Consider the following 25,476-nt stretch of genomic DNA (forward strand, 5'->3'; position numbering starts at 1 on the left):
TCTTAGCTTGTGTTTTGAGCTTATGTTTTGAGCCTTTGTTTTAAGCAAATGCTTTTGGTGTTAGCAGCTTGTGCGCTAGTTTTCGATGCTTTATCTACTTAGCAATTGTTTGCCCATTACGCGCTTAGGCTTTTTTATTGGGTAATAGCTTGTCTTTCATATCAATGAGTTTGCCGATACCTTCGCCGAGTTTAAGCAGTGCGGCCAGTTTGTCTGATGACATGCCCTGCAACTCATTTGACCAAAGGGTGACCATTTCCATCAGATCATGCATTTCCTGCACACGTTTTTGTACATAGCGATCAGCGTCGTTACCGGGCTCTTGTAGTAGGGCATCACGCATCATTGATAAGGTAGGATCAAGCTCACGTTTACGGCGTTCAACTACCAAAGTACGGGCAATTTCCCAAACATCGCTAGGCGCAGAGAAATACTCTTTTCTATCGCCGGGAATATGCTGTAACTTGATCAAGTTCCACGATTTAAGCTCTTTTAAACCCATAGAAACATTAGATCGTGAGATTTGTAGGCACTCACTAATTTGGTCGGCATTGAGTGGTGCTTCGGTCAACACAATCAGGGCATACATTTGACCTAGGGTGCGATTTAACCCCCATTTCGAGCCCATTTCACCAAAGTGAAGAATTAACGATTGAGTCATTGATGACACTTTCATTAGCCGCTACTCCGCAGTTTTCTGATTAACCATGCAACACTATTTATTGGAATCCTTTTGCATAACTGGGTGACAGTTCCCCGTATCTATGCTGCCAACATTTTTCAGTGTTTATCAGTTTCTGAATTTTCAGTAATTTCTGAAAATTGTAAAGGTAATTTGATATAAGTCAATAAAATGTTTTATCAAAAGGGTTATGATGGACTTATCGGGTGTGCTGGAAGTCTACACCAGCCACCCCGACGGGGCGTTTTTAGGCTCAGCTTTATGGCTGAGCCTTTTTTTATGCCCAAGCCTTTTTTATGCTTAAATCTAGCAGAGTAGGTTGATTAAGCGTATTCTCACTATCACGCTAAGCTCATCGATATATACCTTTGCTGGATGCTTTTTTTGTGGGAGTACTAACTTTTATGTTTACTCGTGTCGTGATATTGCCACAGTACATTTAATACCTTCCATTGCCCATGTTCGTTCTGGTACAAATGCATGTAGTCAATCCAATCGTCAACGGTGAGCTTGACCGATGCGACACGCTGATCAATATCGAAAATTTCAATGTCGACGCGAGGGTTAGCTGAAAACTTATCCCCTTGCTGGTTATACCAACTGGCAAGCTCCACCATAAAATCACGGCTAGTTTCCATGATTTTCTCTTGGTTATTTTTATCCTGCCAGTAGGTACGCTTTGCCAGTGATTTATCTAATCCTCGCGCCATCAATTCAGGCTTAACTTGGATCTGTGACTCAATATAATCAAGCACGGCGCGTTTAACTGCTTGCTCGTTTGATAGATCTGTGCCGGTTGTTGGATAGGCTATCGCATAGGCACTAAGTAAAGCTAATGCTAGCAGTGTGCCAGCTAGCCAAGTAAATTGTTGAGCCATAATGGCTTCCTTGTCTTGTTATGAGGCTGCCTCAAGATTAGCGTCTTTTGCTGTGTCTTTACCCACAAATGTTTTGCTAAATGTTAACGGCTCAGCGTAAATGGTGAGTAGCCAATACCGTCAGGGCCATCACCCGCTGGCAATTCGAACAACACCTTACCGCTGGGCACTTGAATTACGTACACTTTATTTTTGTCATATGCAGACATAAACAAAGTACGCTGATCTGGGGCGAAAATTACGCCGTTTGGTGTGGTTTTTTCTGGAAACTGCACTCGCTTAATCCGTGCTTTACTCTCAACTTCAATAATATCGAGTGTGTTTTGGCGAAAATCTGGGATGACGGCATATTTCTCATCTTGGCTTAATAAAACGCGGTAAGGAAAGGTGTAATCTTTCCATTGTTTGATTTGTTTACCTGTTTTAGTGTCAAAGATGGTAACCAATCCGTCTTGGTTACTGCCCACCCAAAGCTCACTGCCACTGGCATTAATAGTGATTGCTTCTGGTGTTTTTGGCATGGGGATTTGTCTTAACAGCTTATTGCTTGGAATAGACAGCTCAGAAACCGTATTCGATACCATATTGGTTGTATAAACTTTATCGGTTGCGCCGTTTAGTGCCACCATGTGCGAGCCTTTTTGCTCAGTATTAAGCGCTTGTGTGATTTTGCCACTAATAATATCGGCAATGACCACCGCATCCGCGCCTTCTGCTGATACTGCAACACGTCGTTGATCAGCAAGAAATAAAATGCCGTGCGGCCTTGGGTAGTCGCTTAAATCTATTGTTCTGACTTTTTGGGCGTTTGCGATATCAAACACCGACAAGCTATTGCCACCGACATAATCTGTGACTACTGCCCATTTACCATCTTTTGTTATCGCCACTTCATGAGGACCTTTGCCTGTGGCTCTAGCCGCGACTATTTGTCGACTCGCCAGATCGATAAAGCTCATGTCATCGCCTCTTTTGTTAACGACGACCAAAGTGCCAGTAGGAGAAGAAGACTTTGCAAAAGCAATTGAGGAATAAATTAAAATGAATAAAGAGCTGAGGAGTAAAGTAAGATAACGCACGCTATTTTCCGCCTTTATTATTGAATTTTTTGGGGTAGTTGTTCTTTAACTAGCATAGCGCCGAGCTTGGTTTTTGCGAGTAAAAAATGTTAATCGATAATTGTCTGAAGATTGCGTAACAACTTAAACAGCTATTTGATAACCTAACCCTTATATTAGTTTAATCAAAGTGACCTCTACCTATGAAAAAGTTCCAGCTAATGCTGTTAATTGTTGGACTGCTTTTCCAATTACCTGCACTTTCAGCGTCCTCTATCGCAGGCATTTGGCAGCATGCAGATAAACTGGCAGTCATTGAATTTGATCTCGATAAAGGTATTGGTACGGTTAAATCGCACCAGACTCATCCTCAAAATGAAGGGCAGTTGGTGATCCGTAAGATCACTAAGGCTAGCCAACAAGAAAATTTGTGGCTTGGGGAAATATACGATGCTTCACGTGGCATCTTTGTTGCGATAAGTATTAAAAAAGAGCAGCGAAAGGTGTTTGTTTATGATGCATCAGGTAAGCAAATTTTGGCGTTAAAAAGAGGTCGATAGTGCTTGTTACTGGCCATTCGAGGTAGCGGTTTTAGTTGCCGCTATCTCAAATTTGATGGTAGTTCGAAAGTTACGCGTGTTTGCTGAGCCAATCAGTTGCTAGTGGCCAAAGTTTTTGTGACTGGCGACTGAAAAACTTCATATGACCAATTTCAGAAAGATCGTGATCTTTAGGATCTAACGTGAGTGTTTGCGCTGGCATTTGGCTAAAAACAGAGATCATGTCAGCAACGTTTTCGTTAATGGCAATGTAATCATCCACCGCATTTACCCACATCGAGGGCATGGCTAGTTCATCATACCAGTGCTGGTGAACGGTGCGCCCAAACGCCATTTTGACGTAGCCACTGCCGTTACACCAGTGTCGCCATTGTCTCGCTACCTGTTTAGGTAAAGGCTCACCCATGCCGACAAGCTGTGACTTTGTATGACCAAACAACAAGTTATTCAAAGGAATAAAGAAGTTCATAAAAAAGTGAGCTTTGAACTTATTGATCAGGCTCATGTTTGCCAAACAACCAGACGAGCAGGCAAAGTTAAAAACTGAACTTAGTTGGTGGGCGTTGGGCATCAGGCCTATTAATTGTCCACCTGCGCTATGGCCAACGAGGTGGTATTTAGCATCAGGAAATTGTGCCTTGAGATGTTCGAAAGCTGCGGTTAAGTCTTTTTCTCCCCAAGACTGCAAAGTGACGGTGTTATCGGTGAGTAAACCTTGATTTGAGTCGCCTATACCGCGGTTTTCAAAGGTTAATACACCATAGCCATTGTCGCTGAGATAGCTGGCAAAGCTGGCGTAGAATTGTCGCTTAATACCTGTTGCTGGGCCAATTAATACCGCTCCTTTGAGCTCGCTACTTGGCCGAAAAAGAGTTGCTGCCAATGTTATTTGGTCTGAGCAAACGATGGTTTGCTCGTTAATCTGAGTTTGATTCATTGTTGTTTTTGCCAGCTTTATCGAGCTGCTCTGTACCGCATAGATATGCTAGCGCTGGATTCGTTAACTTTAATGGATAAGTTAGAATTTAACTGGTCGTACCAGAAAGTCAAGTTTGAGAGTGATTCAGCCAAATAGGTCCCCCCAAGCTAATACGCTCTTGAGCATTGAATGATGAAAACACTACCAATAATCTTCATACTGAACTAAATTAAAGTTGTTACTCTATGGAACTACATTTGGTAACAAAATATTTTGGCTAATATGAAAGAGATTCCTGTAAAGCAGGGTCTACAAAAAAACATATATTTAATAGGGTTATTGACGTAGTGCAGCGCGATTTTGTGGCAACGGTACAACAAGGTATCGACTTTCTTTCTGGTTTAACTCAAACACAGTACACATCTGTTCCTGATGGTTTCTTAAGTGCTATTGGTGGTCACATCCGCCATGTTATTGATCACTTTGTTGCTTTGGAATTTGCACTTGAAAGTTCTGTGGTCAATTATGAGCTACGTCAACGCAATAGCCCAATTGAACGTGACTTAGCGGAAGCGCTAGCGCGCCTTGAGCAACTAAAAACATGGTTGTTGGCGTTACCTGATAGTGTTTTTACCCAAACGGTGGAAGTGCAGGCTGATGTCGGTATTGGCAGTGACAATGTGATGTCGGTTACCAGCACGTTGGGTCGCGAGCTCATGTTTGCCTGTAGTCATGCGATTCACCACTATGCAACCATGAAAGCTATTCATCTGTGTTTCGGTGGTGAAACTTCAGAGCAGTTTGGTATTGCACCATCAACAGCAACCTTCTTACGTCAGCAAAATAACGCGCAATCATAAGGTGCCAGTCAGTTGTGTACATTAACTTGGCAACTTGAGCCCAGCGGTTATCAAGTTTTCTTTAATCGTGACGAACAGCGCAGTCGCGCTATCGCTAAGCCTGTGGCTTTTAATGCGTCGTTACATGCTGCTTACCCTATCGATCCGCAAGGTGGTGGGACTTGGATTGCACTAACTCAAGCTGGCAGTACGCTTTGTTTGTTGAATAATTACCAAGCGCAAGCCACTCATCAGCCTGCTAACCCAATTAGTCGTGGCGAAGTGATTTTACGTTTGATCGCCAAACTTAATGATGATGTTGATGGTACCTATGAAGAGCACGGTGATATTACTCACTTGGTAAAAACCTTACCGTTGACCCGATTTGCGCCTTTTATTGTGTGCTTTTTTCCCGCTCATTTAAATCAGCATCAAGGGCAAATTCAGCAACTTCAATGGGATGGTCAGCACTTAACCCGCTTACCTGTGACCATGCCGTTAACCTCATCTGGCTTTAATATCAGTGCGGTTAGCGCCGCACGTTATTTGTATTTTGCCGAGCTAATGCCGCAAAACACAGAAGATTTTCTGGCTTATCACGCGAGTCACCAGCCTCAGCGCAGTGCTTTTTCTGTTTGCATGCACCGTGAAGACGCGCATACGGTGAGTTTTAGTCATGTGCAAGTAGGCGAGGGTGAACAGTTATTCAATTACTATCAAGGTAGCCCTTGTCAAAGCCTGAACAATCGCGATGCGCTAACGCAGCTTAAGCAAGAGAGACTGGTACAAGAGAATCTAACGCAGTTGCAATATGCTTAACTGTGCTTTTTCATTTCTTTATTAATGACTAGCGCGCAATACTGGGTTGCGCGCCGTTATAATCCTTTCTTTTATATTGGCGTTCGCGGCAATCTATTTACGAAAATCTAAATATTCTTTGTAGTCTTTGCCGAGATATAGCTTAAGTAGCTTTTCTGGCGTATCAGGCAAGTGCACGCTAAGTAACAAGCCTGGAGTGTTGGCAAAGTTCGGGTCGATGCCAACACAATGAAATTTAGCACCTAGCTGGTGGTATTGTTTAACCAGTACAGGCAGGCCTTTACCATCAGGTTCAATTTGGCTGACTAGCCAATCTAATACATCAATATCACTACCATATTGCGCTAAATATTGACTAAGTTCATAAGGTATTTGATGCTGAAACGGCTTTTTCGCAGCAACTCCTTGGCGATATTCAGGCTTAACTAAAAACTGATCAATTAGCATGACACTGAGCGGTTGATATTGGGTGCTCAGTGATACTGTGCCGTACAGCGTACGGTATTGCGGAAATTGTTTGGCAAAAGCACCGATGCCTTTGAATAGTAGTAACAGACCATGAAAACTTTTTTGCTGCTCAGCAATCAAAAATGAGCGACCCATTTCTAAACAAGGTGACTGCTGATTGATAAACTCGCTATTAAAGTTAAACATTTTTGCAAGGTAAATACCGCCAGCGTCTTGCTCAGCTAGCAGTTTGTCTGATTGTCCCATACGGTAGGCACCAACCACTTGCTTGGTTTGGTGATCAAAAATGAACAGGTGCACATAGCTATCGTCAAAGTCATCACCATCTTGCGGCGCGCCGCTGCCTTCATCGACTAAGCGGAAGTTCTCTTCTCTTAATCGTCTAATTTCTTCAATAACATTGGGTACTTGCGTGCGCTTGGCATAATAAGTACTTAAAGTTTTAAAGCTTGCCAATTGTTGCGATTCAGGTAACTGAGTAACCTCTTCATTCAGTAAATCAGGTGAAATTGCTGGCGCAATAGGCTGCATTTCTGGGTTAACACGCTCTGGCCAGTGCTGAACAAGCTCAGGATCTTGCAAGTACGTTAGCAGGCGAGTGAGATCAGTAATGTGTTGATCCGATTTATTGTTAAGCGCTTTATGTGTCATGTTGTTGATTGCTTTACCGATAGTAATGGGAATTTTCTTACCTTGGCTGTGGATCATTTCTCTGATCAACATGAGCAGACGGAAACGAAAATATATTAAGCCAAGGCGATAAAAAATAGGTCTATTTTGTCCGCTGATATGTACTGGCAATACTGGACACTGGCATTTTTTCGCCAACATGGCGACCATTCGATGCCACTCGTGATCGCTGACTGGGCTGTGCTTATCTTTCGGGTAGCTTACCCGTCCAGCAGGGAACAGCACTACCATGCCATCATTTTTAAGGTGCTTCAAACAGGCCTTTAGTGATTGGCTATTGCCTTTTGCATTCGATTTTAGCGGATTTGTAAAAATGAAATAAGGCGCGAGTTCTGGAAATATCGACAACCCTCTGTTTGCCAGTATTTGCACATCGGGTCTTACTTTATTTAACAAGTGCGCCAAAGCAACGCCTTCAATTCCGCCAAACGCATGGTTAGCAACAACAATGGCAGGGCCGGTTTTGGGAAGTCGCTCCAGCGAACCGTCTGGCACTTGTAATTCAAGCTCAAAGGTGTCGATAAACTTTTCTGTAAACTCAGCCTTGTTTAGCCCTTGAAACTCATGGCGTTGATACATCTTATCAAGCTGCTTCAGGCCAACAAGGCGATCAAGTAAAGGGGCGAACCAATATACTGGCTTGAGCCAGCCTTTATTGGCGATAACATTGCGAATCGATAGATGGTAGCGACTATCTGTTTGTTTGAGATTGTTGTTTACTAGAGTGTGCTTTGCTGACATACGTAATGCTTGGGTGAGGTTGCGCCTCAATGCTCTTTCAATTAAAACTTGCTATGGTGCAGAAGAACCTTGTTTATAGCAAAACTATTCAAACTAATCAGAATTATTATTGATGAAAGCCACATAAATCCTTTATTTACTGTGCCTAGCGATGTTGAAGCAATAGACTAGGGTTGTCACTTTTTAAGTAACAGATTGATATTAATTGATATTTAATTTTTTTTTGATGTGGATAAGTGTTAGCTGGTTAAACTGCTGGCATTAACTGGTATGTATCAAATCGAGATCTTAAATCAGCTGAGCTATTGCTTTTTAATATCCAGCTGGGGTTATATATGAAATAATTAATATATCGGACGTTAAGTTAACTAAGCGAAATTGAAGTGAGTCAAACTACTACATCTAACCCCAAGCAGCGTGTGTTGTTTTTATGCACTGGCAATTCAGCGCGCTCGCAAATGGCGGAAGCTATTTTGCGCACCAAAGCAGGTGATTATTTTGAAGTCTTCAGCGCTGGTACGCACCCTGACGGCGTTGACGAGCGCACTTTGGCGACACTGACTAAATTTGGCTTAAGCACTGATAATTTGCAGTCAAAGTCAATCGAGGATATTGAATCGCTAGCGTTTGATTATGTGATCACCTTATGTGATCAGGCGATGCAGGAGTGCCGCTCATTTGATACCGATGGCGAGCAAATAGCTTGGGACTTCCCTGATCCTAAGTCGCGCCAAGGCGTTGAGCCGTTTACTACAACCTATACCGAATTAACTAATCGTATTGAGATGTTTTTAAAGCTTAACGGCGAGCAGGGCAGTGAGCTGGAAGTTGATAAAGCACAGCAAATGACGCTTGAACCCATCGTTTTTTACAAATGCCTAACCGATGATATTCGCTTAAAAACCTTATTACTCACTAACTACTTTGGTGAAATTTGCGTGTGCGAGTTAATGGAAGCTTTAGACGAAGAAAGCCAGCCGAAAGTCTCACGTAACTTGGCAGTGCTTAAAAAAGCTGGCGTGTTGACGACACGTAAAAATGGTCAATGGGTGTTTTATCGTATCAACCCTGAATTGCCGCTCTGGGCGAAGCAGGTGGTTAGCCAAACCTTGGAAAACAATGTTGAGCTGATTAAGCCTGATCTCACCCGTTTAGTCACCATGGATAACCGACCAGATAAAGCGAGCTTCTGCTGTTAAGCCAGCCAGAGTGCTTAGCAGCTCAATTGCTTAGCTATCTGCATTTAAATAAGCGTCTATCTCTCGCTTAATAAAAGCGACGCGATTCGCCGCTTGCGCTCGTCTATGGTGGCAAATATAAACCTGCTCTGAGACAGAGTTTTCAAGGTGATGAATACGGATCGCGCTCTGCTCACTAAATGCGGATGCTGCGTGTAGCGGCAATACAGTAAAGCCTAAGCCCAGCGCAACGGGCGTTAAAATTAAGCTAATTTGGTTAGACTTACCTCGTATCGAAAACTGACTGATATGCTCAAACTCGCCAAAGTTAGCGGGCAGTAATAGCTGGGCATGATGCTGAGCATCTGGGTGGTCAATAAAGCCTAACGTTTGTAACACTTGCCAATCTGGAGCTTCGAATTGGCTAGGCGTCACTAAGACAATCGGCTCTTGGGTTAATGGTTGCGCGATAATATCACTGCCAATGGGCAGGGCGGTCATTAAACCAATATCTAACTGATGTTCAGTCAGTGCCTGTTCAATGCCACGATTTGATGAAAACTGATAATCAATACTTAATTCTGTGTGTGCTTTTTGAATCGACAAGAGGTAAGGGTACAGTTTTAGCCCCAAGCTGCCGGGCGACATTATCGAGACCTTACCTTGGTAATGGCTATCCTCAGTAAAGCTCGTTGATAGGGCGTTCGCATCGGTTAATAGTTGTTGCCCTTGTTGATAAAGCTGCTCGCCATTTTGGGTTAGGTAAAAACTTTTTCCTTCGCGAATAATCAGCTGAGCTTTTAGCGACTGCTCCAGCTTTTTGATCTGTTGGCTAACCCCAGATTGGGTCATAAACAAACGCTCTGCGGTCTGGGTAAAATGCCCAACCTCAACAAGCGTGCAAAACGTTCTTAGCAAGTTCAGATTAATCATTACAAAATGTACTCAATATCATTAAAAATGATAATTTTTTGTCTGTGATTATAGCCTCTATACTTTTTCCTACCAGTTAATTGTTATCAGTTAGTAGCTAGCTACTCATTTAGACAGAGGACAAGATCATGGCAAATGCCTACCCAAGAACGTTTTCACATATTGGTATTTCAGTGCCAGATGTTGAAGCTGCTGTTAAGTTTTACACTGAAGTACTCGGTTGGTACTTAATTATGGAGCCAACGGAGATCGTTGAAGACGACAGCCCAATTGGTGAAATGTGTACTGATGTGTTTGGTGCCAATTGGAAAAAGTTTCGTATTGCCCATATGGCAACTGGCGATCGTATTGGTGTTGAGTTATTTGAGTTCGTTAATCATGAAACGCCTGACAATAACTTTGAGTACTGGAAAACGGGTGTTTTCCACTTCTGTGTTCAAGATCCTAATTTAGAAGAATTGGTCGAAAAAATTGTTGCTGCCGGTGGTAAAAAGCGCATGGCTGAGCCACGTTACTACTATCCGGGTGAAAAGCCTTACCGCATGATCTATATGGAAGATCCGTTTGGTAATATCTTAGAAATTTACAGCCATAGCTATGAGTTAACTTACTCGGCAGGTGCTTATTAAATTTATCGCTAAACAAGACGATATCGAAAGTTAGTTAAAGGCCACGTTACGATATGCGGCCTTTTCTAGTTCTTTCAGCACAAAAAGAGTGTGCTTTTATTCGCTTTAATTAACCCGCTTCTAATTCAAATCCTTCATCAAGCCAGCCAGTAATGCCTCCGGCCATAAGTTTTACTGATCTGCCAATCTGCGCCAGTCTGACTGCTGCTTTTGCGGCGCCATTACAATGTGGGCCGGCACAGTAGACAACAAACAAGGTTTCTTGCGGCCATTGTTGCATTTTACCCTCGACAATTTTGCCATAGGGCAAATGCACTGCGCCTTTAATATGACCTTGTTGAAACAGTGCCTCATTGCGCACGTCTAATAGCACAAAGCCTGGCTCTGCTTGTTGCAGGGCAAAATGCGTATCCCAACAATCGGTTTCAAAACTAAACATTGCTTGAAAATGTGCTAAGGCTTGTTCGCTGTTTGCCGCTGGTATTTGGGTAACTGGGTTGGTCATTGCTATCTCCTATTGTTTTTAATTTTTTCAGCGCTGTTATGACGATTCTATGGTGAAATTTTATTCGACAAAATTGGCGTAATTGCCAATAATCGATTAAATGCCGCCAAAGTTAATAAGTGTTGAAACGATTAACCGAGGGTCAAATCTGGAGCGCTGAAAATAATGGAAGATTGCGAAATCACTAATTTGCACAATACTGGCGAAACGCTCAAAGCGAGCTCTAAAACTAAGCGCCAACAAAAACGTATCGCCGCTTTAGTTTACGATGGTTTATGTCTGTTTGAGTTTGGCTGTGTGGCTGAAGTTTTTGGCTTAGCGCGCCCAGAGCTGGGGGAGGACTGGTTACGCCATGGTTATCGTTTTGATACTTTTTCGTTTGATGGTAATAGTGTTAATACTCAGTATCACGCGCAAATTCAGCCTAGTTTACAAGCCGATGAGTGGCACGAGTTGGATACGCTGATTATTCCCGGCTGGTGCGGCGCAGAGCAGCCTGTGCCACAAGCGCTTATTGCCATTATTCAACAGGCCCACAATGCTGGTATTCGCTTGGTTTCGATATGCTCAGGCGTATTTGTATTAGCGGCAGCAGGTGTGCTTGATGGCAAAATGGCAACAACTCACTGGCGCTATGCTGAAATTTTGCGAGCAAAATACCCCAAAATTACCGTAAATACCGACGTGCTTTATGTGGATAACGGCTCAGTGCTAACTTCGGCGGGCAGTGCGGCGGGTTTAGATTTATGTTTACACTTGGTTAGGCAAGACTATGGTCAGCAGGTTGCCAATACCATTGCTAGACGTTTAGTGATCCCACCTGTTCGTGAAGGCAGCCAAGCGCAGTTTATTGAACAACCGCTAGCGCGCAGCAATCGCCAAGCGATCACGCCTTTACTCACCCATTTACAGGCAAACCTAATCAAGGCTCATACTAATGCCGAACTTGCTGATTTTATGCATATGAGCGAGCGCAGCTTGCTGCGTCACTTTAAAGCGGCAACAGGTACGACACCCGCGGAATGGTTAATTGAACAACGACTTCAATTGGCAAAAACCTTGTTGGAAGAAAGTCAGTTTTCGCTTGACGCTGTTGCGGAGCAAAGCGGTTTAGGCACAGCCATGACCTTGCGTCATCATTTTCGCCATCGACTTAATATTTCACCTAGCGCCTATCGCAAAAGATTTAGTATTCAGCTAGATAAAACAATAAGTTAATAGCAGCTGCTAGCGAATTAGTACTTGAAATTTAAACGGCTGATACCAACCTCTACCGTTAAACGTTCAAGGATTTATTTTATGAGTCGCTCGATGTTTAAGCGAATGATTAACCTAGTATGGAAGCTATTGTTAGTACTTGCTGTGTTCTGGCAGACCTTTGTAATAGCTGCTGAGCAACAAGTAAACTCTTTTCAACAACAAGCTGTTGTTGAAGCGTTAAGCCAAGTAATTACCCAGAATTATCCAGACAAAGAAGCGGCAAACAAAATGGCTTTGGCGCTAAAAGGGATAACTTGGCAAGCGTCTTACCAAGCGCCGACAAACCGAGAGGAGTTGCTTGAATTACTGCGTCAAACAATAGCCTCTGCAAACCATGATAGTTACGTGGCATTAAGTGTTCATGAGCAAAAGGGTTTAAGCATACTTTCCAATCATTCAATGCTCGCTTCAGACAATTCAACAATTAACGCTGAACAGGCATACATAAATCAAGACGGCATTGGCTATTTTAAACTCAATAACTTTGATTCTGGTGCTCAAGCAACTTTAGCCATTGATAAAGCAATGCAAACCCTGCAAAAGAGCTGTGCACTGATACTCGACTTTAGCACGCTAGATGGTGGCGATATTGAAACGGCTGAATATCTGCTGAGTTACTTTTTTGCATCTGAGCACAGCTTTGGTGGCTTAGTGAATGAAAGCAGAAACGAACAACTAGCCTTAGCGAACAATAAAACAATTGGTGACCAGCGATTTAGCGAGCAAGTCCCTGTGGTTTTGCTAACATCGCCTTTTATGCAAGCCAGTGGTGAGTTTTTTGCCTATCAAATAAAGCAACGGCCACAAACCGCATTGATTGGTCGCTCAACTATGGGCGTCGCCACATGGTTAAAAACTTTCAACTTACCGCTTGGCCTGCAAATAGTACTACCGGTTGCCTACTACCAAGATAGCAATGGCGAAAATTGGCAGCAGATTGGAGTAACGCCGGATATTGATATCGCGATTGAAGATAGCTTGGCTGAGGCACAGCGCTTAACAACGCAGTGGTGTAACGCTTCAAATTAATGAGTCACTACAAGCTGATATAAAACAAATACTAAAGCGCCTTTTTCCGCTTAAACTTTTTAATAATCACTTGCTGCTGATAGCGTTTAAGTTCGTCAAATGAGGCTTTGGTAATGTCCTCAATGGCGGTGCGGTAGCTGATATCACGCAGTAGCTCGATGTTGTAGGGGCATTTATCAATCAGTGATTTGATGCTGTCTAGTGAGTCGGTTTGGTTGGCGATTTGCTGATGAAATAGGGCTTCGGCAAAGGTGGTTGGGGTTACAGCAATTAAGTAATTAGCATCAGGTTTTAACATTTCAGGGAAGTAACTAGACAATGCTAACACTCGTTTTGGATCGGGGAAGTGAACCTCAATTTCACCATTGACCATGACCTTTCCCGTTTTTTGTTTAAAGCCTTGTTGATGGAAAAAGGTTTGCAGGTAGTCCCGTTGGCCGCGCGATAAAATATCGTAGTCGTTACGGACAAACCAGTTGTCATCATAAATGGTCACTAGCGATAAACCCGATTGTGCGTACATGTGTTTGTCTTGCAAAATCGGGTAGATCTCGGTGATATCGACGGTGTTCATTCTAATAAGTTTAATGCGGTATAACTGACATGTTAGTTGTTAATACCAATTTGCTTCACGGAAAGATCAAAGCAAATTAAAACTCAGGCGCTACCTCAAAGTGCAGTCGCTGCTGCGAGATCGGGTGTAAAAAGCTCAGGTGTTGGGCGTGCAGGTGTAAACGCTTGTCGCTAGTGCCGTAAAGCTTATCGCCAACAATGGGGATATTTAATCCGTCTGGGTGTGCGCAGTGCACCCGTAGTTGGTGCGTGCGGCCAGTGACAGGGGTGAGCTTTACTCGCGTGCGGGTATCAGTGCCATGTTCTTCATAACCCAACAATTGCCAAAGCGTTTCAGCTCGTTTGCCATCAGTAAAACAGACTTTCTGGCGCGGTCTGTCGTCAATATCCAGAATCAGTGGTAAGTGAATTTCACCGCTTGCTTGTTTGGTTGGTTGGTTACTTAGCTGCTTGCTCGGTTGCTTGCTTAGTTCGCTGTTAGCTAAATTATCATTAGCTACTTCTTTATTTGTTAGTTTCCCTTCAAGCAATGCGACGTACTGTTTTTGCACTACCTTATTAATAAACTGTTTTTGCAGATGCTTGTGAGCTCGTTCGTTCAGCGCTAATACCAGTAAGCCAGAAGTTGCCATATCCAAGCGATGTAAGACTAAACCACCAGTTGCCTCGGGAAATTGCGCTTGAATACGTGTTGCCACTGAATCGGCAATGGTAACACCTGGCACCGATAGCAAACCCGCAGGTTTGTTGACCACCACCAAATGTTCATCTTGATAGACAATAGGTAGCGGCTTTTCTGCACCAGGGTTGATCAGTAGAGGGTTATCATCTAGCGCTAGCCCTTGCAGCATAAAGGTTAAAATAGGTTGGCATTTACCTTGGCATGCTGGGTAGTAGTGGCCGTGTTTGCGAATTTCTGAGCTAGGTTGTTGGCCCCACCAAAACTCCGCCATACACACGGGCGTTAGCTGATGTTCAAAGGCATATTGCAGCAATTTGGGCGCGGCACAATCACCGCTGCCTGCCGGTGGTGTTGGCGATTTCGTTTCAGCAAACAAGCTGATGAGATCAGCATACTCACCTTTGCTGTTGAGCATCTTGTATTGCTTAAATAACCGCTTTTGCAGCATGTTTGACAGCTTACGACGAGCTTTCTTTAACGCGGCGATTTTGTCTAGCTTTACTTGTAAAGCGGAATTGGCGAGCTCAATGCGTTGTTGCCAATAAGCTTTTAGCGCGGCTAGCGCTTTTTTATCACTAACACTTTGGCGTGAAAGCTCAATACTCACTTGTTTAGCTTGCGCAGGCGATAATGTGCCTTGCGTTAGTTGCGCTTCTATATGCTGGCGCTGTTGTTTACGTTGCTGACGATTATCTCTGTGTTGTTGTTGTAATTGGCCAATTTGCCAATCAGCGGCGGCTTGTTCGGAATCTGCGGTTAGCTGCAACATCTTAACGACTTTGGTGGCACAAAGCGCCGCGATTTTAGCATTTATTTCGTTTACTTCCCGCTGCTTATCCACAAAGAATTCATCTTGGCGTTCGGCATCAAAAACCGGCGGCACAAAGTTGATTGATGGTGAGTTTTCTATGCCTCGCTCTGTACCAGATTCCTTAACTAGCTCTTTACCCGAGAAGGCTGCCAGAAAACCTAGCTGATCTTGGTGATTTCTGACCACCAATACTCCATACATTTTACCTGCTTGTTCACTGGCAAGCGGATGAGTATCGCTTAGGGCGCTTTGCAGTTGCTGCGCCGCTAATATCGCTAATTGATGTGGTTGATAGCAAAATGGATAAGTGAACTTTTTCGGCGGCGCTATCGTACCGAGCAAAGGTTGAAAGGGAATAAAGTAGCTAGGCTTAACAGACAAAGGAAATGCTCGCTCATTGATAACACTGCAAAGCACCATTTTACCTGCATCTACCGCAGAGATCAGCCGGCTTAATTTAATGCAGGCTTAACGCTGGTTAAATAGTGGTCAGTAATTCGCTATCTTGTTAAAGTAATTGAAATTTCTAGCAGCTAGGCTGGTTGTTGAAATAAGGTTATGCGAATTTGATGATGCTACTGGCGATAAGCCAAGCAGCGATAAGCTTACTAGCGATAACAAGAGCTATAAAAAGAATAATAACGCCGACATTCTGCGGCAAAAGAACAGAAAAGTGATATGGGAAGGGATATGCAACAGGCACAAGAAACAGCAGCAAGCGATTCAATGAAAGACAAAACCGTACTGATCACCGGTGCATCAGCCGGCGTAGGTGCTGAAGCAGCGCGCGTATTTGCGGCACAAGGCGCGAATTTGGTATTAATTGCCCGTGGTCAGCAGGCCTTGGATGAGATCACACAAGAATTAAGTGCTCAGGTGAAGGTGATGAGCCAAACATTGGATGTTAATGATCTGAGCCAATTTGAACCCTTGTTAGAAAGTGTGATGCAAGAATTTGGTCGTATCGATGTGCTGGTCAATAACGCGGGCTATCATCAACGTGGCGATGCCATTGGTATTGCGCCGGAAGATATTGCGCAAATGGTTGATGTGAACTTACGTGCACCACTGGTGTTTTCACGGCAAGTTATCCCTTATATGAAAGCCAATGGTGGTGGCGCGATTGTCAATATCGGCTCGCTTGCTGGTCGTATGCCTCTGCAAGGTGGAGCGGCTTATGGGGCGACCAAAGCGGGTTTACGCTCATTTACCTATGCACTGGGTGACGAGTTAAAGCCGTTTAATATTCATGTGGGCGTGGTGTCGCCAGGGCCAATTGATACAGGCTTTATTATGTCGAATATCGACCAAGTGGAGGATATTGTTTTTTCACAGGAAATGAGCAGCGCTCGACAAGTGGCTGACGCTGCACTGACCGTGGCACAAGGCAAAGAGCGTGAAGTCTGTTTGCCCGCAAGTGGCGGCTTACTGACGACTATCTCGTATTTGTTTCCATGGCTGCGCACTAAGTTACGACCAGCTATGTATCGCAAAGGCGCGAAACTCAAAGCAAAGTATAAAGCTCGCAACCTAGCGCTTAAACAAGCACTTAAGCAAGCCAATAAGCAGGCCTAGCCACATCAGCTAGCTGCAGCTTTCTTACTAAACACAAATTCGACGATAGCAAGGTTAATCGCAATTCCTAACAGGCGATCATATTGATGATGAAGCGAGGCGGCTGTTGAGAAGAGTTGGTCAAACGAACTAAACATTAGCATCACCACCAGCCCAGTAAATATTGGGGTGACAGCTGCTAAAATTATCGCGACAGCGCGCGCCATCCAACGTTGATGTCGCGTGATATTGCGATTAACGATATGCCAAACAGCCATCAAGAAACATAAACAGATAGCAAAGCTCATGATTATTAATATGAAGTAGCGTGCGCCTTGCTCGTCTGGTGTTAGTTGCTGGTGCATCCAAATACCCGAAAGCGCCATCACACAACCCGCAATAACGGCAATGCGACCAGCGACTTTATGCCAACTAACATATTGCTGGCGTAACCTTGGCGAAAATTGCCAAGGCATGGTTAGGAAAAACAAAATACCTGATCCACCGTGAACATAAACTGCTGCGGGTGCATCAAAATAGGCGCTGTTGATCATGGCGGCAAGTTCCGGATTGTTACCTGCGATAGCAACAATGAGCAAAATAAATATCGCCGGAATCGCGGGAATGGCAGTGAGTAATGCTAACGTACTTACGACTGGCCAATTAAATGGAATAGTCGCTTTGTTTTTTTGGGCGATTGGGTTTTGGTTGATTGATTTACGGCTATTTGGTTTCTGGCAGCTCGCTTGCCTAGTTGCTGTTAATGCTTGTCTCATTATTTTCCCGCTTTCTATCAGTGAATCGGTTAGGCTGTTTATTTACCTAACGGATATATTTCGCTAGGGTGAATTTGATTATCGAGAAAACGACGTGTTTAGGCGTCCGAATGGGTTGGCGCGAACGGCTAAATACTTATTTTTTGCGCTTGTGACAAAGGAAACGTACTAGCCAGTAGGATCGGACACTCACGATTCACTAACAGAATAGACTGTCAGAGTGGTTGATTTTAAAGGGAGAAGTAGAGTTTATGGTTGCAGGATCCGGAGTATTTGCTCTAAACCTTATCACGCTAACGGTGATTGTTTTTAGCGCCCATTTATTATTGTTGCGGGCAACAAAGTTGCAAGCCTATTTGCCATTAGCCGTCTGTTTAATCTCTGTTGGCGTGGTATTAAGTCAACCTGTGCTGGCCAGTTTAGCAACGCCTTGGCGGGTCAGTTTTTTAATATTATCACTACCCGCGCTGATGCTGATTGCCCCGAGTTTTTGGTGCTATGTTTGTGGCATTACCGCCCAGTCGCCATGGCAGTTTAAACAACTCTCTAAGGTACATTTTCTGCCTTTTGCTATTGCTGGCGTGGTTGCATTGACTGCGCTGTTAATGCCCAGTGAAATCCAATATCAACTATTGGTTTTGGGGGATGATAGCCTGCTTACCAGCTTATCTACACCCATGCAATGGCTGGTTGGTGGCACCTTAATTGTGACCTTTTTGCTGGTCATTGCTTGGGTAATTCAATCAGGCTATTACGTTTATCAAGTTGTTGGTCGGTTACATCAGTATCGCCGCCATCTAAAGGATTTATTTGCCAGCACTGAAGAAAAGGAAGCACGCTGGTTAACTTGGTTATTGTTGGCGATTGGCGTTGTTTGGGCTTTAACAGCAATTAGCTTGTTGATTGATAATCTGCTGTTCTCCTTTCACTTTGATGGCTTGATAAGCGGCGCTGTCACCTTAGTGATGGTGTGGAGTGTTGCCCTGTGGGGGCTGCGTCAAAAGCCGGGTTTTGAAGAGCTTTACACGAGCCAAATGGAAGTTGAACAAGTATTAACAAGCAGTGAGCAGCAAACTAAATACCAACGTTCAGCATTAAGTAGTGAGCAGGCAAATACAATTGCTACTAAAATTGAACAGGCGATGCAGCAAGACCAGCTATATTTAGATTCGTCGTTATCCCTGCAAAAGCTGGCCAGTCATATTCATACTTCGCCTAACTATATTTCCCAAACCCTTAATGAATCCTTGGGTGCGAACTTTTTCGATTATGTAAATCGACATCGTATAGAAGCGGCCAAGCAGACATTACAACAATCCAATGATACCGTTGTTGATATCGCCATGGCGGTTGGTTTTAATGCCAAATCCTCCTTCTATACCGCCTTTAAAAAAGAGACTCAGCAAACTCCAAGTCAATATCGAAAATCAGTGCATGTTGAAGCCGCTAATTAGTTAACCTTTAACTTTCTTTATGAACAACACCCACTAACTAGTAACTTTATCAACGCTTAATCTCTGACGATAGTTATCGAGAACAGATGGCATATGGGTGATTAAGCCGCCCAGTAAAATTAACGTTAGTGCCGCCGCCATTTCGATTGACCAGGTAGCCATGGCAAAGATAGCTAATAGCAGTGACGCGCAAAGCGGGGTAAAAAAGCTCAGGCTGGCTAAAAGGCGATGATTACCCTTGGAAAGGCCATATTCCCATAGATAAAACGAACCACCCAGCGGACCTAAGCCAATCAGCAATAAGTAGAGCCACTTTACTGTAGTGAGCTGTTCGATATTGATGGCAGGCTCAAATAATAGGTGACAAATTGCTGCAAGCAGAGCAACCGCGAGTGACAACCAACCAATGTCTGCAGTATTACTCTTGCCTTTTGATAGATAAGCGGAATAACTTGCCCAAATAATAGCTGCGCCTAATGCCAGTAAATAGCCGACAAGGTCTTGCTGTGTGAATGTCGCTTGTCCGCCAGACAGCAGAACGACAATACCGATAAAGGCGGTGATACCGCCTGACAAGGCAAATAGTCGCTGTCCACGTTGAGCTAGAAGCAATGTCAGCAATAACGGCCATAAATAGTTAATTAACGTGACTTCCAATACAGGTGCAAACTGCAATGCGAAAAAGTAGCAGAAGTGATAGCCAAACAAACCTACTATGCCGAACAGCCATTGCTTAACGGTTAACTTGGGGCTGGCAAACCAATGTTTTTCTTGTTGATAGCGCCATAGTAGCGACAGACCAAATGAAACAAAGAAAGCACAACTTAAAATAAAAAAGGCGGGAATATTGGTAGTTTTAGCCGCCAGTAATGCTAAAGATGACCACATGAACAGTGCTAGGGAGCCTAAAATACTTGCCATAAGGTGTATGTGACTTAGTGAGAAGGTGATAAAAGTGGTCATTAGTGTACTGGATTTAGCGAGATATAATGTGCCCAAAAGCCGGTTTATTGTTTGATTTAGCTTTAATTCAGCTTTAATTTTCTTAAAATTTTGTTAGGTGAAGTCAACATATTTGTATAGTGTTGAATCTTTCAGCAGTTGCTAAATCTAGTCGTTGATATTTGCCAACCTGATATTGACAAGTTCAGACTTTACCTTGAAGATTAGTCGCCTAATCAATTGCTTAAGAATGTCTATTAAATTTTAAGGTAGATAGCGGTTGATCGTATATATCAATTAGTTTTCAATTTTTTAGTAGGGGTCAAGGATGACGGGTCGTACCTATTTTCATTCTAGTATTGTATCTATTTCTCTCTTTTTACTAACGGCTTGTGGTGGAGGTTCGGATTCGTCTGGCGAGTCTGTGCAAACTCAAACGGTCGTAACACCTAGCACGAAGACATACAGCGTCACGGTTATAGATGGCTATCTTAAATTTGCAACGGTTTGGTTAGATGTTAATGGCAACGGTGTCAAAGATGACGATGAGCCGAGCGCGATATCGCAAGACAGGGGAATTGCCAATCTGGAGGTGCCAAGCAATATTAATCCTGAAAATCACAGCGTCCTAGCATATGCAGAAGCAGGAAGAACTTTTGATGAGTCACTTAACACGACAATTAGTCAGAGTTATGTTCTAGCTACACCTAAAGGGGAAACAGTTGTTACGCCAATAACAACACTCATCTATATCCAAGCAAATGAGTCAGCAAGCATTGAAACTGCCAAATCGCAAGTCGGGCTTGCATTGAATATGGTAGCCGAAAACCTGTACCAAGACTTTATTGCTAACAAACATACCGGGCTGACTAACGCAGCGGCAGATCTAGTTAGGTTATCGATTATGCCGACAAGTGAACAAGAGCTATCAGAAATGCTTGTAGCCCCAAGCATGGTCATTGAATTAGTAAAGACATACGCGAAAATTGCGGCGAGCGGCGAAAATGGTACGCGCGTAATTCGAGATAGTAAGCAACAACTTGCCGGTGATACGGATCTAGATGGTATTGCAGATACAGATGATAGTGATATCGACGGCGATAATGTCACCAATGATCAAGATGCTTTCCCTTATTTAGCTTCTGAGTGGCAAGACCTAGATGGTGATGGAATTGGTAACAATAGCGATAGCGATATAGATGGCGACAACGTAGAGAATAGCAGAGATAAATTTCCGTTAGATGGTGGCGAATCTGAAGATTTAGATGGCGATGGTATAGGAGATAATAGTGACTCTGATATTGATGGAGATGGTATTAATAATGAGCAGGATAATGATCCTTTTGAGGCTGACTTTAATACCTTAAAAAACCCAGGAAACGTTATTGTTGATGAGACATTAGCTGGCAGTATAGTGCGTAACGAGTGGCAGTATTTCACTGTTGAAGCGCCAGCAGAGGTAATGCTCAATATTCAATTGTCGAACTTAAGCGATGATGTAGATCTGTACGTTGGTGAATCAGAATTTCCAACTAAATTTGACTACTTATGTCGTTCTAATATGAGTAGCAGCACAGATGAGCACTGCAGTATTAGAACTGAAAGTGCCGCCACCTACAAAATTGGTTTACTAGCGCGAGCTAATTCGAACTTTAGCTTGTCTGCCACAACAGCTGAAGTTGTTTATAAGAGGGCCTTGCTGTTGCTACACGGACTCGCTTCTGGTCCTGATACTTGGAACGGCATGATTAATGACGACAGCTTTTTCAACGGTTTATGCCATACCTTGACGTTTGATGAAGAGCCGCTTTCCGTGCTTGGTACGAACAATGATGGTATTAGTTGTTTCAATCTAGAGTTTGGAGCACTTGATAGAGGTTCTCAATATTCTGCCACTGGCCTAGACGGTAAAACATGTAATAGTGTGTTGGGGTGCGATGGAGATTATACTACTTTTGAAGGGTTAGGCTTTGAGGTCGAAGCGGCAATTACCCGTATTACTGAGTATTTAGGACAAGATGTTGAGATCTTTTTATTTGGCCATAGCCGAGGTGGCCTTGCGGCACGCTCATATCTTCAACATTCTGATACCCGCTTGAAGAGCCTTGTTAAGGGCTTTGCCACTACAGGTACGCCACACCAAGGTTCGCCACTGGGACGTTTTTATCAATATATGCAGGATAATTGTGTACCGGAAAGTCTTTATCGCCAAGATGGCAGTAAATGCGAGGATAATTGGGAGTTAGTAGAGCTATTAGATGGCACTCGTGAGTTTTTCGGATATCCAGTAGGTGAATATCTATTGGATCTGCAAGCACCTAGTATTCACTTTCTTTCGCCAGAGTCAGAAGCAATAAATCGTTCCAATGAAACTTTAGCTGAGTTAAATGAATTGATAATTGGTCAATTAGCTTACGAGGGTACTAGATTTGGATTATTGGCAAAAGATGTAGTTTTCTTGTTTGACTACGATTTGTACCGTTACCAAATTGGGATAGGCGACCACCCACATCCAGACACATTACGTTATGTTGAAAATGGTCAGAGTCGAGAATTTTATGTTGGCGATGGCATTGTCCCCGCCTTTAGTCAAAAATTAAGCTTATTGTTAGCGCTAGAGGGGATAGACATAAACCGAGCCAGAACCCAAACCGCTGAAAATATCTTACATACGGAAGAAACACAGCAAGTGTCAGATATCCACTGGTTATTTGAAGGCTTGTTTCAAGCGTTGGAATGGAACTAATCTTGATGACTAGAGTAGTTGTTGTTCTAGCTGTTTTGCTGGCAGCCATCTCGGCTGCCTGGTTTTTTACTTATCAGGCCGGTAGCGCTGAGGTGACAGAAATCACTATGCCGGATGATACTCCAATTATCGGTCATAAAACGGTAAGTGGTGGCGGTACAGTGGCAGAAAACACAGTTAACCCCAAAACTAAGCTTGCGAAAACAAAGCACCCAAAGAAGCCAGAAACTGGCGAACAAGGTAAGAGTTTAACCAGTGACGATGCACTGGGCATTCTGACAGAACTCTTGGACAATATTGCCTCTGGAACAGCAGTAGATATTGCTTCAGAAACATCACTTATTGCGTATTTAAAAGAAACGAGTGGCAAGCGAGCGTTAACGTATCTGGTAGAGCGACTTAAAGCACTCGATTTAGGTGCGGCTTATGGCAATAGAGTTATTGAGTATGGGCTAAGCTTACTAGCTGCTGTTAAGTCTACAGGTTCTACAGAGCTAATGCTTGAGATCATTCGTGAGCAAAATTGGCAAGGCTCGGACGCTATCTATTTAGCAAAAAAATCTATCACAAAAGTGAATCGCCAAGGAAATTACACTGCACTTATGCAACAAACTTTTGAAGAGATAGATGGAAAAAGTCCGTTTCTAGATGAGTTGGCTAGCTCAATTGCTAAAAATGCTCAACAGGAGCAGGTCAAATTTTTATTTAACTATGTAGATGAGCAGGCATCAGCCAAGGGAAACTCTGCAACTAATGCATTAAAAGCAATACAGACAGAGTCGCTTGTACCTGTTATTAGCCAATACTTAGTGGGGAATTCGAAGCCCAAAACCAATGCTGCACTCAATACGTTGGCGAATATGGGGCAATATGAGGCGGTTTCGATATTGATCTCTTGGAGCGCGGGGCAACCAAAAGCAAACACAGCTCAGATAGCGGGGTTATTTGATATTGCTACCCGTCGAAGCCCCTCTGCTGTAAGAGCCATAGAAAAAGAAGTTAACTACCACAGCTTTGTTAGTGCTGATATCAAAAATTTATTATTGAGCTACCTTGATTAAGGTTCTAACCCTAACCCATTAGTTTATCGCTGGGTAAATGCTTTAGGAGATTGGCCATAAACTTGTTTAAAGCGCCGACTAAACGCAGAAGCGTTTTGATAACCCACTTGCTCTGCTACTAGGCTGATGGGTAAATCGGTATAGCTGAGCAGGGCTTTTGCTTTTTCCATTCTTAGATTCGTTAAATACTGTTGCGGGCTGGTACCAAGTTGTTGGTGAAATACTGCTTTAAATTGACTCAAGCTTAAATGCGCTTGCTTGGCAAGGTCACTTAGGGTAAGTGGATTGGCAAGTTGTGTTGCCATGGTCTCAAGCACTGGCGCAAGTCGCTTATCGATTGCATGTGTGCTGGTTTGCGTAGCAAGTAGTGACCAAAATAACGGCGTTAGCGTATCGGATACGGCATCAAATTCAGGTTGAGCAAGCTGCTTTTCTACATACTGAATAAAGGCGTAAAAAGCGTCAGAAATACTAACATAGTGCTGATACTGTGGCAGATATTTGCTGGGCAAGTCGGTGAGATCGGCAACTAAGAAACGAGCACATTCATCGGCAGCAAAACTATGTAACTCACCTTGATAGATAATCGCACAACACTTTGGCCCAATAGTTTGTTTGTCGTTTGCGATGTCTAATTCAATATTGCCGTGCAGCGGCAGCACTAACTGGTGATGATTGTGGTGATGCTGACTAAGCTGTCGCGTATACGAGCGAATCGATAACGCTATGCCTAGGTTGCTGCTGACGCTTAGCTGACTTGTATTGTCTGAAGGCAAATTAATATGAATACTAATAATGTGAATAGTTAATTGATAGCGTTAACCATAACTATTAGCGGGTTTTATGACAACCTCGCGTTCTACTTAGAACACTGCTACTAATACCAAGGCAACTAGCACCTAAACCATCAGCACAGAAGCCACTAACTCCAGAGCCAAGCAGGCTATTGAAAACAAAAAAACAGCAGCCAATCGACTACTGTTTTCTAGGGGGCTCTGTTTTTGCTATTTGCTTTCACTGTCTGTTTTCGAGAGTAGCTAAGTAACAGCGTTATTTATACCATTCAATCTATTCGGTCAGCTGCGCTACGGCAGTTTTTAACTGATCATCTAATTCAGCATTGGTTAACTTCTGCGTTTCCATATCAAAGTTATCGTAAAAACTTGGAATAGATAACGATGCTTTTACGTCGGCAGCAAAGTACTGTGCTGAATTGGTTGCAGCTGCTAGCACGCTGGCGGCACCACCAGGGCCTGGAGACGTTGCCAAATACACGACAGGTTTATTTTGAAAAACTTTTTGGTCTATGCGTGAAGTCCAGTCAAATAAATTTTTATAGGCAGCGGTGTAAGTACCATTGTGCTCTGCAAAAGAGATAATAATCGCGTCTGCTTCACCGAGTTTAGCGAAGAAATCTTTTGCTGCTTGTGGCTGGCCTAATTCTTCCTCTCTGTCTTGGCTAAATAACGGCATTTCGTAATCATTAATATCAAGCAACTCGAACTCGGCGCCTGTGACTAGTGATGCGGCGTAGTTGGCCAAGGTTTTGTTGATTGACTTGGTACTGCTGCTGGCGGCAAAGGCTAAAACTTTCATATTGAATCCTCAATTTTCTGTTGCTGTTACCTGCTGCTATTCGCTAGCAGCAGCTGGGTAAATTTATGGTTAGCGATTGAGTTAATCACTAAC

24 protein-coding genes are annotated in these 25,476 nt (G+C 43.4%); 11 read left to right on the plus strand and 13 right to left on the minus strand.

Features of this window, described 5'->3' with window-relative positions; all coding sequences use genetic code 11:
- Positions 1-124: 124 nt before the first annotated feature.
- The 3 genes from DXX92_RS02030 to DXX92_RS02040 form a co-directional block, all read right to left on the minus strand.
- Entirely contained in the window at positions 125-661 is a 537-nt protein-coding gene (locus DXX92_RS02030; RefSeq protein ID WP_342768025.1) for a GbsR/MarR family transcriptional regulator, read from the minus strand.
- Positions 662-1,077: 416 nt separating this feature from the next.
- Positions 1,078-1,560, minus strand: a complete 483-nt coding sequence (locus tag DXX92_RS02035) for a nuclear transport factor 2 family protein (protein WP_115998897.1) — start codon at positions 1,558-1,560, stop codon at positions 1,078-1,080.
- Between the two features lie 83 nt (positions 1,561-1,643).
- On the minus strand, positions 1,644-2,519 hold the full coding sequence (locus tag DXX92_RS02040) for a YncE family protein (RefSeq protein WP_115998898.1): 876 nt from the start codon (positions 2,517-2,519) through the stop codon (positions 1,644-1,646).
- A gap of 302 nt (positions 2,520-2,821) precedes the next feature.
- Here DXX92_RS02040 and DXX92_RS02045 point away from each other — a divergent pair, with 302 nt between their 5' ends.
- A complete protein-coding gene (locus tag DXX92_RS02045; RefSeq protein ID WP_115998899.1) occupies positions 2,822-3,178 on the plus strand; it encodes a hypothetical protein in 357 nt (118 codons plus the stop codon).
- 70 nt (positions 3,179-3,248) lie between these two features.
- Here the strand turns inward: DXX92_RS02045 and DXX92_RS02050 are convergent, their stop codons facing one another.
- Positions 3,249-4,115, minus strand: coding sequence for an alpha/beta hydrolase family protein (locus tag DXX92_RS02050; RefSeq protein WP_115998900.1), 867 nt, complete (start codon positions 4,113-4,115; stop codon positions 3,249-3,251).
- A 329-nt stretch (positions 4,116-4,444) separates the two neighbouring features.
- Here DXX92_RS02050 and DXX92_RS02055 point away from each other — a divergent pair, with 329 nt between their 5' ends.
- Together DXX92_RS02055 and DXX92_RS02060 are read left to right on the plus strand one after the other, a co-directional pair.
- Positions 4,445-4,957, plus strand: a complete 513-nt coding sequence (locus tag DXX92_RS02055; protein WP_181901524.1) for a DinB family protein — start codon at positions 4,445-4,447, stop codon at positions 4,955-4,957.
- Positions 4,958-4,969: 12 nt separating this feature from the next.
- Entirely contained in the window at positions 4,970-5,755 is a 786-nt protein-coding gene (locus tag DXX92_RS02060; RefSeq protein ID WP_115998902.1) for an NRDE family protein, read from the plus strand.
- A gap of 93 nt (positions 5,756-5,848) precedes the next feature.
- Here DXX92_RS02060 and DXX92_RS02065 read toward each other — a convergent pair whose 3' ends face one another.
- Complete coding sequence (locus tag DXX92_RS02065; RefSeq protein WP_115998903.1) at positions 5,849-7,654, minus strand: lysophospholipid acyltransferase family protein; 1,806 nt, start codon at positions 7,652-7,654, stop codon at positions 5,849-5,851.
- 383 nt (positions 7,655-8,037) lie between these two features.
- Between DXX92_RS02065 and DXX92_RS02070 the strand changes: the two genes are divergently transcribed.
- On the plus strand, positions 8,038-8,853 hold the full coding sequence (locus tag DXX92_RS02070; RefSeq protein WP_281269064.1) for a metalloregulator ArsR/SmtB family transcription factor: 816 nt from the start codon (positions 8,038-8,040) through the stop codon (positions 8,851-8,853).
- A gap of 30 nt (positions 8,854-8,883) precedes the next feature.
- On the opposite strand, the gene DXX92_RS02075 is transcribed toward DXX92_RS02070, so the two are convergent.
- The gene (locus tag DXX92_RS02075) at positions 8,884-9,765 is read right to left on the minus strand and encodes a LysR family transcriptional regulator (protein ID WP_115998904.1); all 882 of its coding nucleotides are present in this window, start codon (positions 9,763-9,765) and stop codon (positions 8,884-8,886) included.
- A gap of 128 nt (positions 9,766-9,893) precedes the next feature.
- On the opposite strand from DXX92_RS02075, the gene DXX92_RS02080 reads away from it, so the two are divergent.
- Positions 9,894-10,394: a lactoylglutathione lyase family protein gene (locus tag DXX92_RS02080; protein ID WP_115998905.1), complete on the plus strand. Its 501-nt coding sequence runs from the start codon at positions 9,894-9,896 to the stop codon at positions 10,392-10,394.
- A gap of 109 nt (positions 10,395-10,503) precedes the next feature.
- On the opposite strand, the gene DXX92_RS02085 is transcribed toward DXX92_RS02080, so the two are convergent.
- A complete protein-coding gene (locus tag DXX92_RS02085; protein ID WP_115998906.1) occupies positions 10,504-10,899 on the minus strand; it encodes a rhodanese-like domain-containing protein in 396 nt (131 codons plus the stop codon).
- A gap of 165 nt (positions 10,900-11,064) precedes the next feature.
- Here DXX92_RS02085 and ftrA point away from each other — a divergent pair, with 165 nt between their 5' ends.
- Both ftrA and DXX92_RS02095 read left to right on the plus strand, forming a co-directional pair.
- Positions 11,065-12,117, plus strand: coding sequence for a transcriptional regulator FtrA (gene ftrA / locus DXX92_RS02090; protein ID WP_115998907.1), 1,053 nt, complete (start codon positions 11,065-11,067; stop codon positions 12,115-12,117).
- An 81-nt stretch (positions 12,118-12,198) separates the two neighbouring features.
- A complete protein-coding gene (locus DXX92_RS02095) occupies positions 12,199-13,188 on the plus strand; it encodes a S41 family peptidase (RefSeq protein WP_115998908.1) in 990 nt (329 codons plus the stop codon).
- Positions 13,189-13,219: 31 nt separating this feature from the next.
- Here DXX92_RS02095 and DXX92_RS02100 read toward each other — a convergent pair whose 3' ends face one another.
- Both DXX92_RS02100 and DXX92_RS02105 read right to left on the minus strand, forming a co-directional pair.
- Entirely contained in the window at positions 13,220-13,762 is a 543-nt protein-coding gene (locus DXX92_RS02100) for a hypothetical protein (RefSeq protein ID WP_115998909.1), read from the minus strand.
- A 76-nt stretch (positions 13,763-13,838) separates the two neighbouring features.
- Positions 13,839-15,674, minus strand: coding sequence for an RluA family pseudouridine synthase (locus DXX92_RS02105; RefSeq protein ID WP_115998910.1), 1,836 nt, complete (start codon positions 15,672-15,674; stop codon positions 13,839-13,841).
- A 270-nt stretch (positions 15,675-15,944) separates the two neighbouring features.
- Between DXX92_RS02105 and DXX92_RS02115 the strand changes: the two genes are divergently transcribed.
- Positions 15,945-16,829: an SDR family NAD(P)-dependent oxidoreductase gene (locus DXX92_RS02115; RefSeq protein WP_181901671.1), complete on the plus strand. Its 885-nt coding sequence runs from the start codon at positions 15,945-15,947 to the stop codon at positions 16,827-16,829.
- Positions 16,830-16,834: 5 nt separating this feature from the next.
- On the opposite strand, the gene DXX92_RS02120 is transcribed toward DXX92_RS02115, so the two are convergent.
- Entirely contained in the window at positions 16,835-17,584 is a 750-nt protein-coding gene (locus DXX92_RS02120; protein ID WP_115998913.1) for a DUF2306 domain-containing protein, read from the minus strand.
- Between the two features lie 251 nt (positions 17,585-17,835).
- Between DXX92_RS02120 and DXX92_RS02125 the strand changes: the two genes are divergently transcribed.
- Positions 17,836-19,038 carry a helix-turn-helix domain-containing protein gene (locus tag DXX92_RS02125; RefSeq protein WP_115998914.1) on the plus strand — a complete coding sequence of 401 codons (1,203 nt, stop codon included), beginning with the start codon at positions 17,836-17,838 and terminating at the stop codon, positions 19,036-19,038.
- A gap of 33 nt (positions 19,039-19,071) precedes the next feature.
- On the opposite strand, the gene DXX92_RS02130 is transcribed toward DXX92_RS02125, so the two are convergent.
- Entirely contained in the window at positions 19,072-20,001 is a 930-nt protein-coding gene (locus DXX92_RS02130; RefSeq protein WP_342768026.1) for a DMT family transporter, read from the minus strand.
- Positions 20,002-20,308: 307 nt separating this feature from the next.
- On the opposite strand from DXX92_RS02130, the gene DXX92_RS02135 reads away from it, so the two are divergent.
- Both DXX92_RS02135 and DXX92_RS02140 read left to right on the plus strand, forming a co-directional pair.
- The gene (locus tag DXX92_RS02135; RefSeq protein ID WP_115998916.1) at positions 20,309-22,726 is read left to right on the plus strand and encodes a pre-peptidase C-terminal domain-containing protein; all 2,418 of its coding nucleotides are present in this window, start codon (positions 20,309-20,311) and stop codon (positions 22,724-22,726) included.
- 5 nt (positions 22,727-22,731) lie between these two features.
- A complete protein-coding gene (locus DXX92_RS02140) occupies positions 22,732-23,787 on the plus strand; it encodes a hypothetical protein (protein WP_147301915.1) in 1,056 nt (351 codons plus the stop codon).
- A gap of 23 nt (positions 23,788-23,810) precedes the next feature.
- Here DXX92_RS02140 and DXX92_RS02145 read toward each other — a convergent pair whose 3' ends face one another.
- Both DXX92_RS02145 and DXX92_RS02150 read right to left on the minus strand, forming a co-directional pair.
- Positions 23,811-24,563, minus strand: coding sequence for an AraC family transcriptional regulator (locus DXX92_RS02145; protein WP_115998918.1), 753 nt, complete (start codon positions 24,561-24,563; stop codon positions 23,811-23,813).
- 292 nt (positions 24,564-24,855) lie between these two features.
- Positions 24,856-25,383, minus strand: a complete 528-nt coding sequence (locus tag DXX92_RS02150) for an NADPH-dependent FMN reductase (protein WP_115998919.1) — start codon at positions 25,381-25,383, stop codon at positions 24,856-24,858.
- Between the last annotated feature and the right edge of the window lie 93 nt (positions 25,384-25,476).

The sequence above is a fragment of the Thalassotalea euphylliae genome (genome assembly GCF_003390395.1).
GTDB lineage: Bacteria > Pseudomonadota > Gammaproteobacteria > Enterobacterales > Alteromonadaceae > Thalassotalea_F > Thalassotalea_F euphylliae_C.

Excerpts from the sequence above, each read along its gene's own strand:
- DXX92_RS02030 (WP_342768025.1), bottom strand. The coding sequence starts at position 661 with ATGACTCAATCGTTAATTCTTCACTTTGGTGAAATGGGCTCGAAATGG.
- DXX92_RS02035 (WP_115998897.1), bottom strand. The coding sequence starts at position 1,560 with ATGGCTCAACAATTTACTTGGCTAGCTGGCACACTGCTAGCATTAGCT.
- DXX92_RS02040 (WP_115998898.1), bottom strand. The coding sequence starts at position 2,519 with ATGAGCTTTATCGATCTGGCGAGTCGACAAATAGTCGCGGCTAGAGCC.
- DXX92_RS02045 (WP_115998899.1), top strand. The coding sequence starts at position 2,822 with ATGAAAAAGTTCCAGCTAATGCTGTTAATTGTTGGACTGCTTTTCCAA.
- DXX92_RS02050 (WP_115998900.1), bottom strand. The coding sequence starts at position 4,115 with ATGAATCAAACTCAGATTAACGAGCAAACCATCGTTTGCTCAGACCAA.
- DXX92_RS02065 (WP_115998903.1), bottom strand. The coding sequence starts at position 7,654 with ATGTCAGCAAAGCACACTCTAGTAAACAACAATCTCAAACAAACAGAT.
- DXX92_RS02075 (WP_115998904.1), bottom strand. The coding sequence starts at position 9,765 with ATGATTAATCTGAACTTGCTAAGAACGTTTTGCACGCTTGTTGAGGTT.
- DXX92_RS02080 (WP_115998905.1), top strand. The coding sequence starts at position 9,894 with ATGGCAAATGCCTACCCAAGAACGTTTTCACATATTGGTATTTCAGTG.
- DXX92_RS02085 (WP_115998906.1), bottom strand. The coding sequence starts at position 10,899 with ATGACCAACCCAGTTACCCAAATACCAGCGGCAAACAGCGAACAAGCC.
- ftrA (WP_115998907.1), top strand. The coding sequence starts at position 11,065 with ATGGAAGATTGCGAAATCACTAATTTGCACAATACTGGCGAAACGCTC.
- DXX92_RS02095 (WP_115998908.1), top strand. The coding sequence starts at position 12,199 with ATGAGTCGCTCGATGTTTAAGCGAATGATTAACCTAGTATGGAAGCTA.
- DXX92_RS02100 (WP_115998909.1), bottom strand. The coding sequence starts at position 13,762 with ATGAACACCGTCGATATCACCGAGATCTACCCGATTTTGCAAGACAAA.
- DXX92_RS02105 (WP_115998910.1), bottom strand. The coding sequence starts at position 15,674 with ATGGTGCTTTGCAGTGTTATCAATGAGCGAGCATTTCCTTTGTCTGTT.
- DXX92_RS02115 (WP_181901671.1), top strand. The coding sequence starts at position 15,945 with ATGCAACAGGCACAAGAAACAGCAGCAAGCGATTCAATGAAAGACAAA.
- DXX92_RS02120 (WP_115998913.1), bottom strand. The coding sequence starts at position 17,584 with ATGAGACAAGCATTAACAGCAACTAGGCAAGCGAGCTGCCAGAAACCA.
- DXX92_RS02125 (WP_115998914.1), top strand. The coding sequence starts at position 17,836 with ATGGTTGCAGGATCCGGAGTATTTGCTCTAAACCTTATCACGCTAACG.
- DXX92_RS02130 (WP_342768026.1), bottom strand. The coding sequence starts at position 20,001 with ATGACCACTTTTATCACCTTCTCACTAAGTCACATACACCTTATGGCA.
- DXX92_RS02135 (WP_115998916.1), top strand. The coding sequence starts at position 20,309 with ATGACGGGTCGTACCTATTTTCATTCTAGTATTGTATCTATTTCTCTC.
- DXX92_RS02140 (WP_147301915.1), top strand. The coding sequence starts at position 22,732 with ATGACTAGAGTAGTTGTTGTTCTAGCTGTTTTGCTGGCAGCCATCTCG.
- DXX92_RS02150 (WP_115998919.1), bottom strand. The coding sequence starts at position 25,383 with ATGAAAGTTTTAGCCTTTGCCGCCAGCAGCAGTACCAAGTCAATCAAC.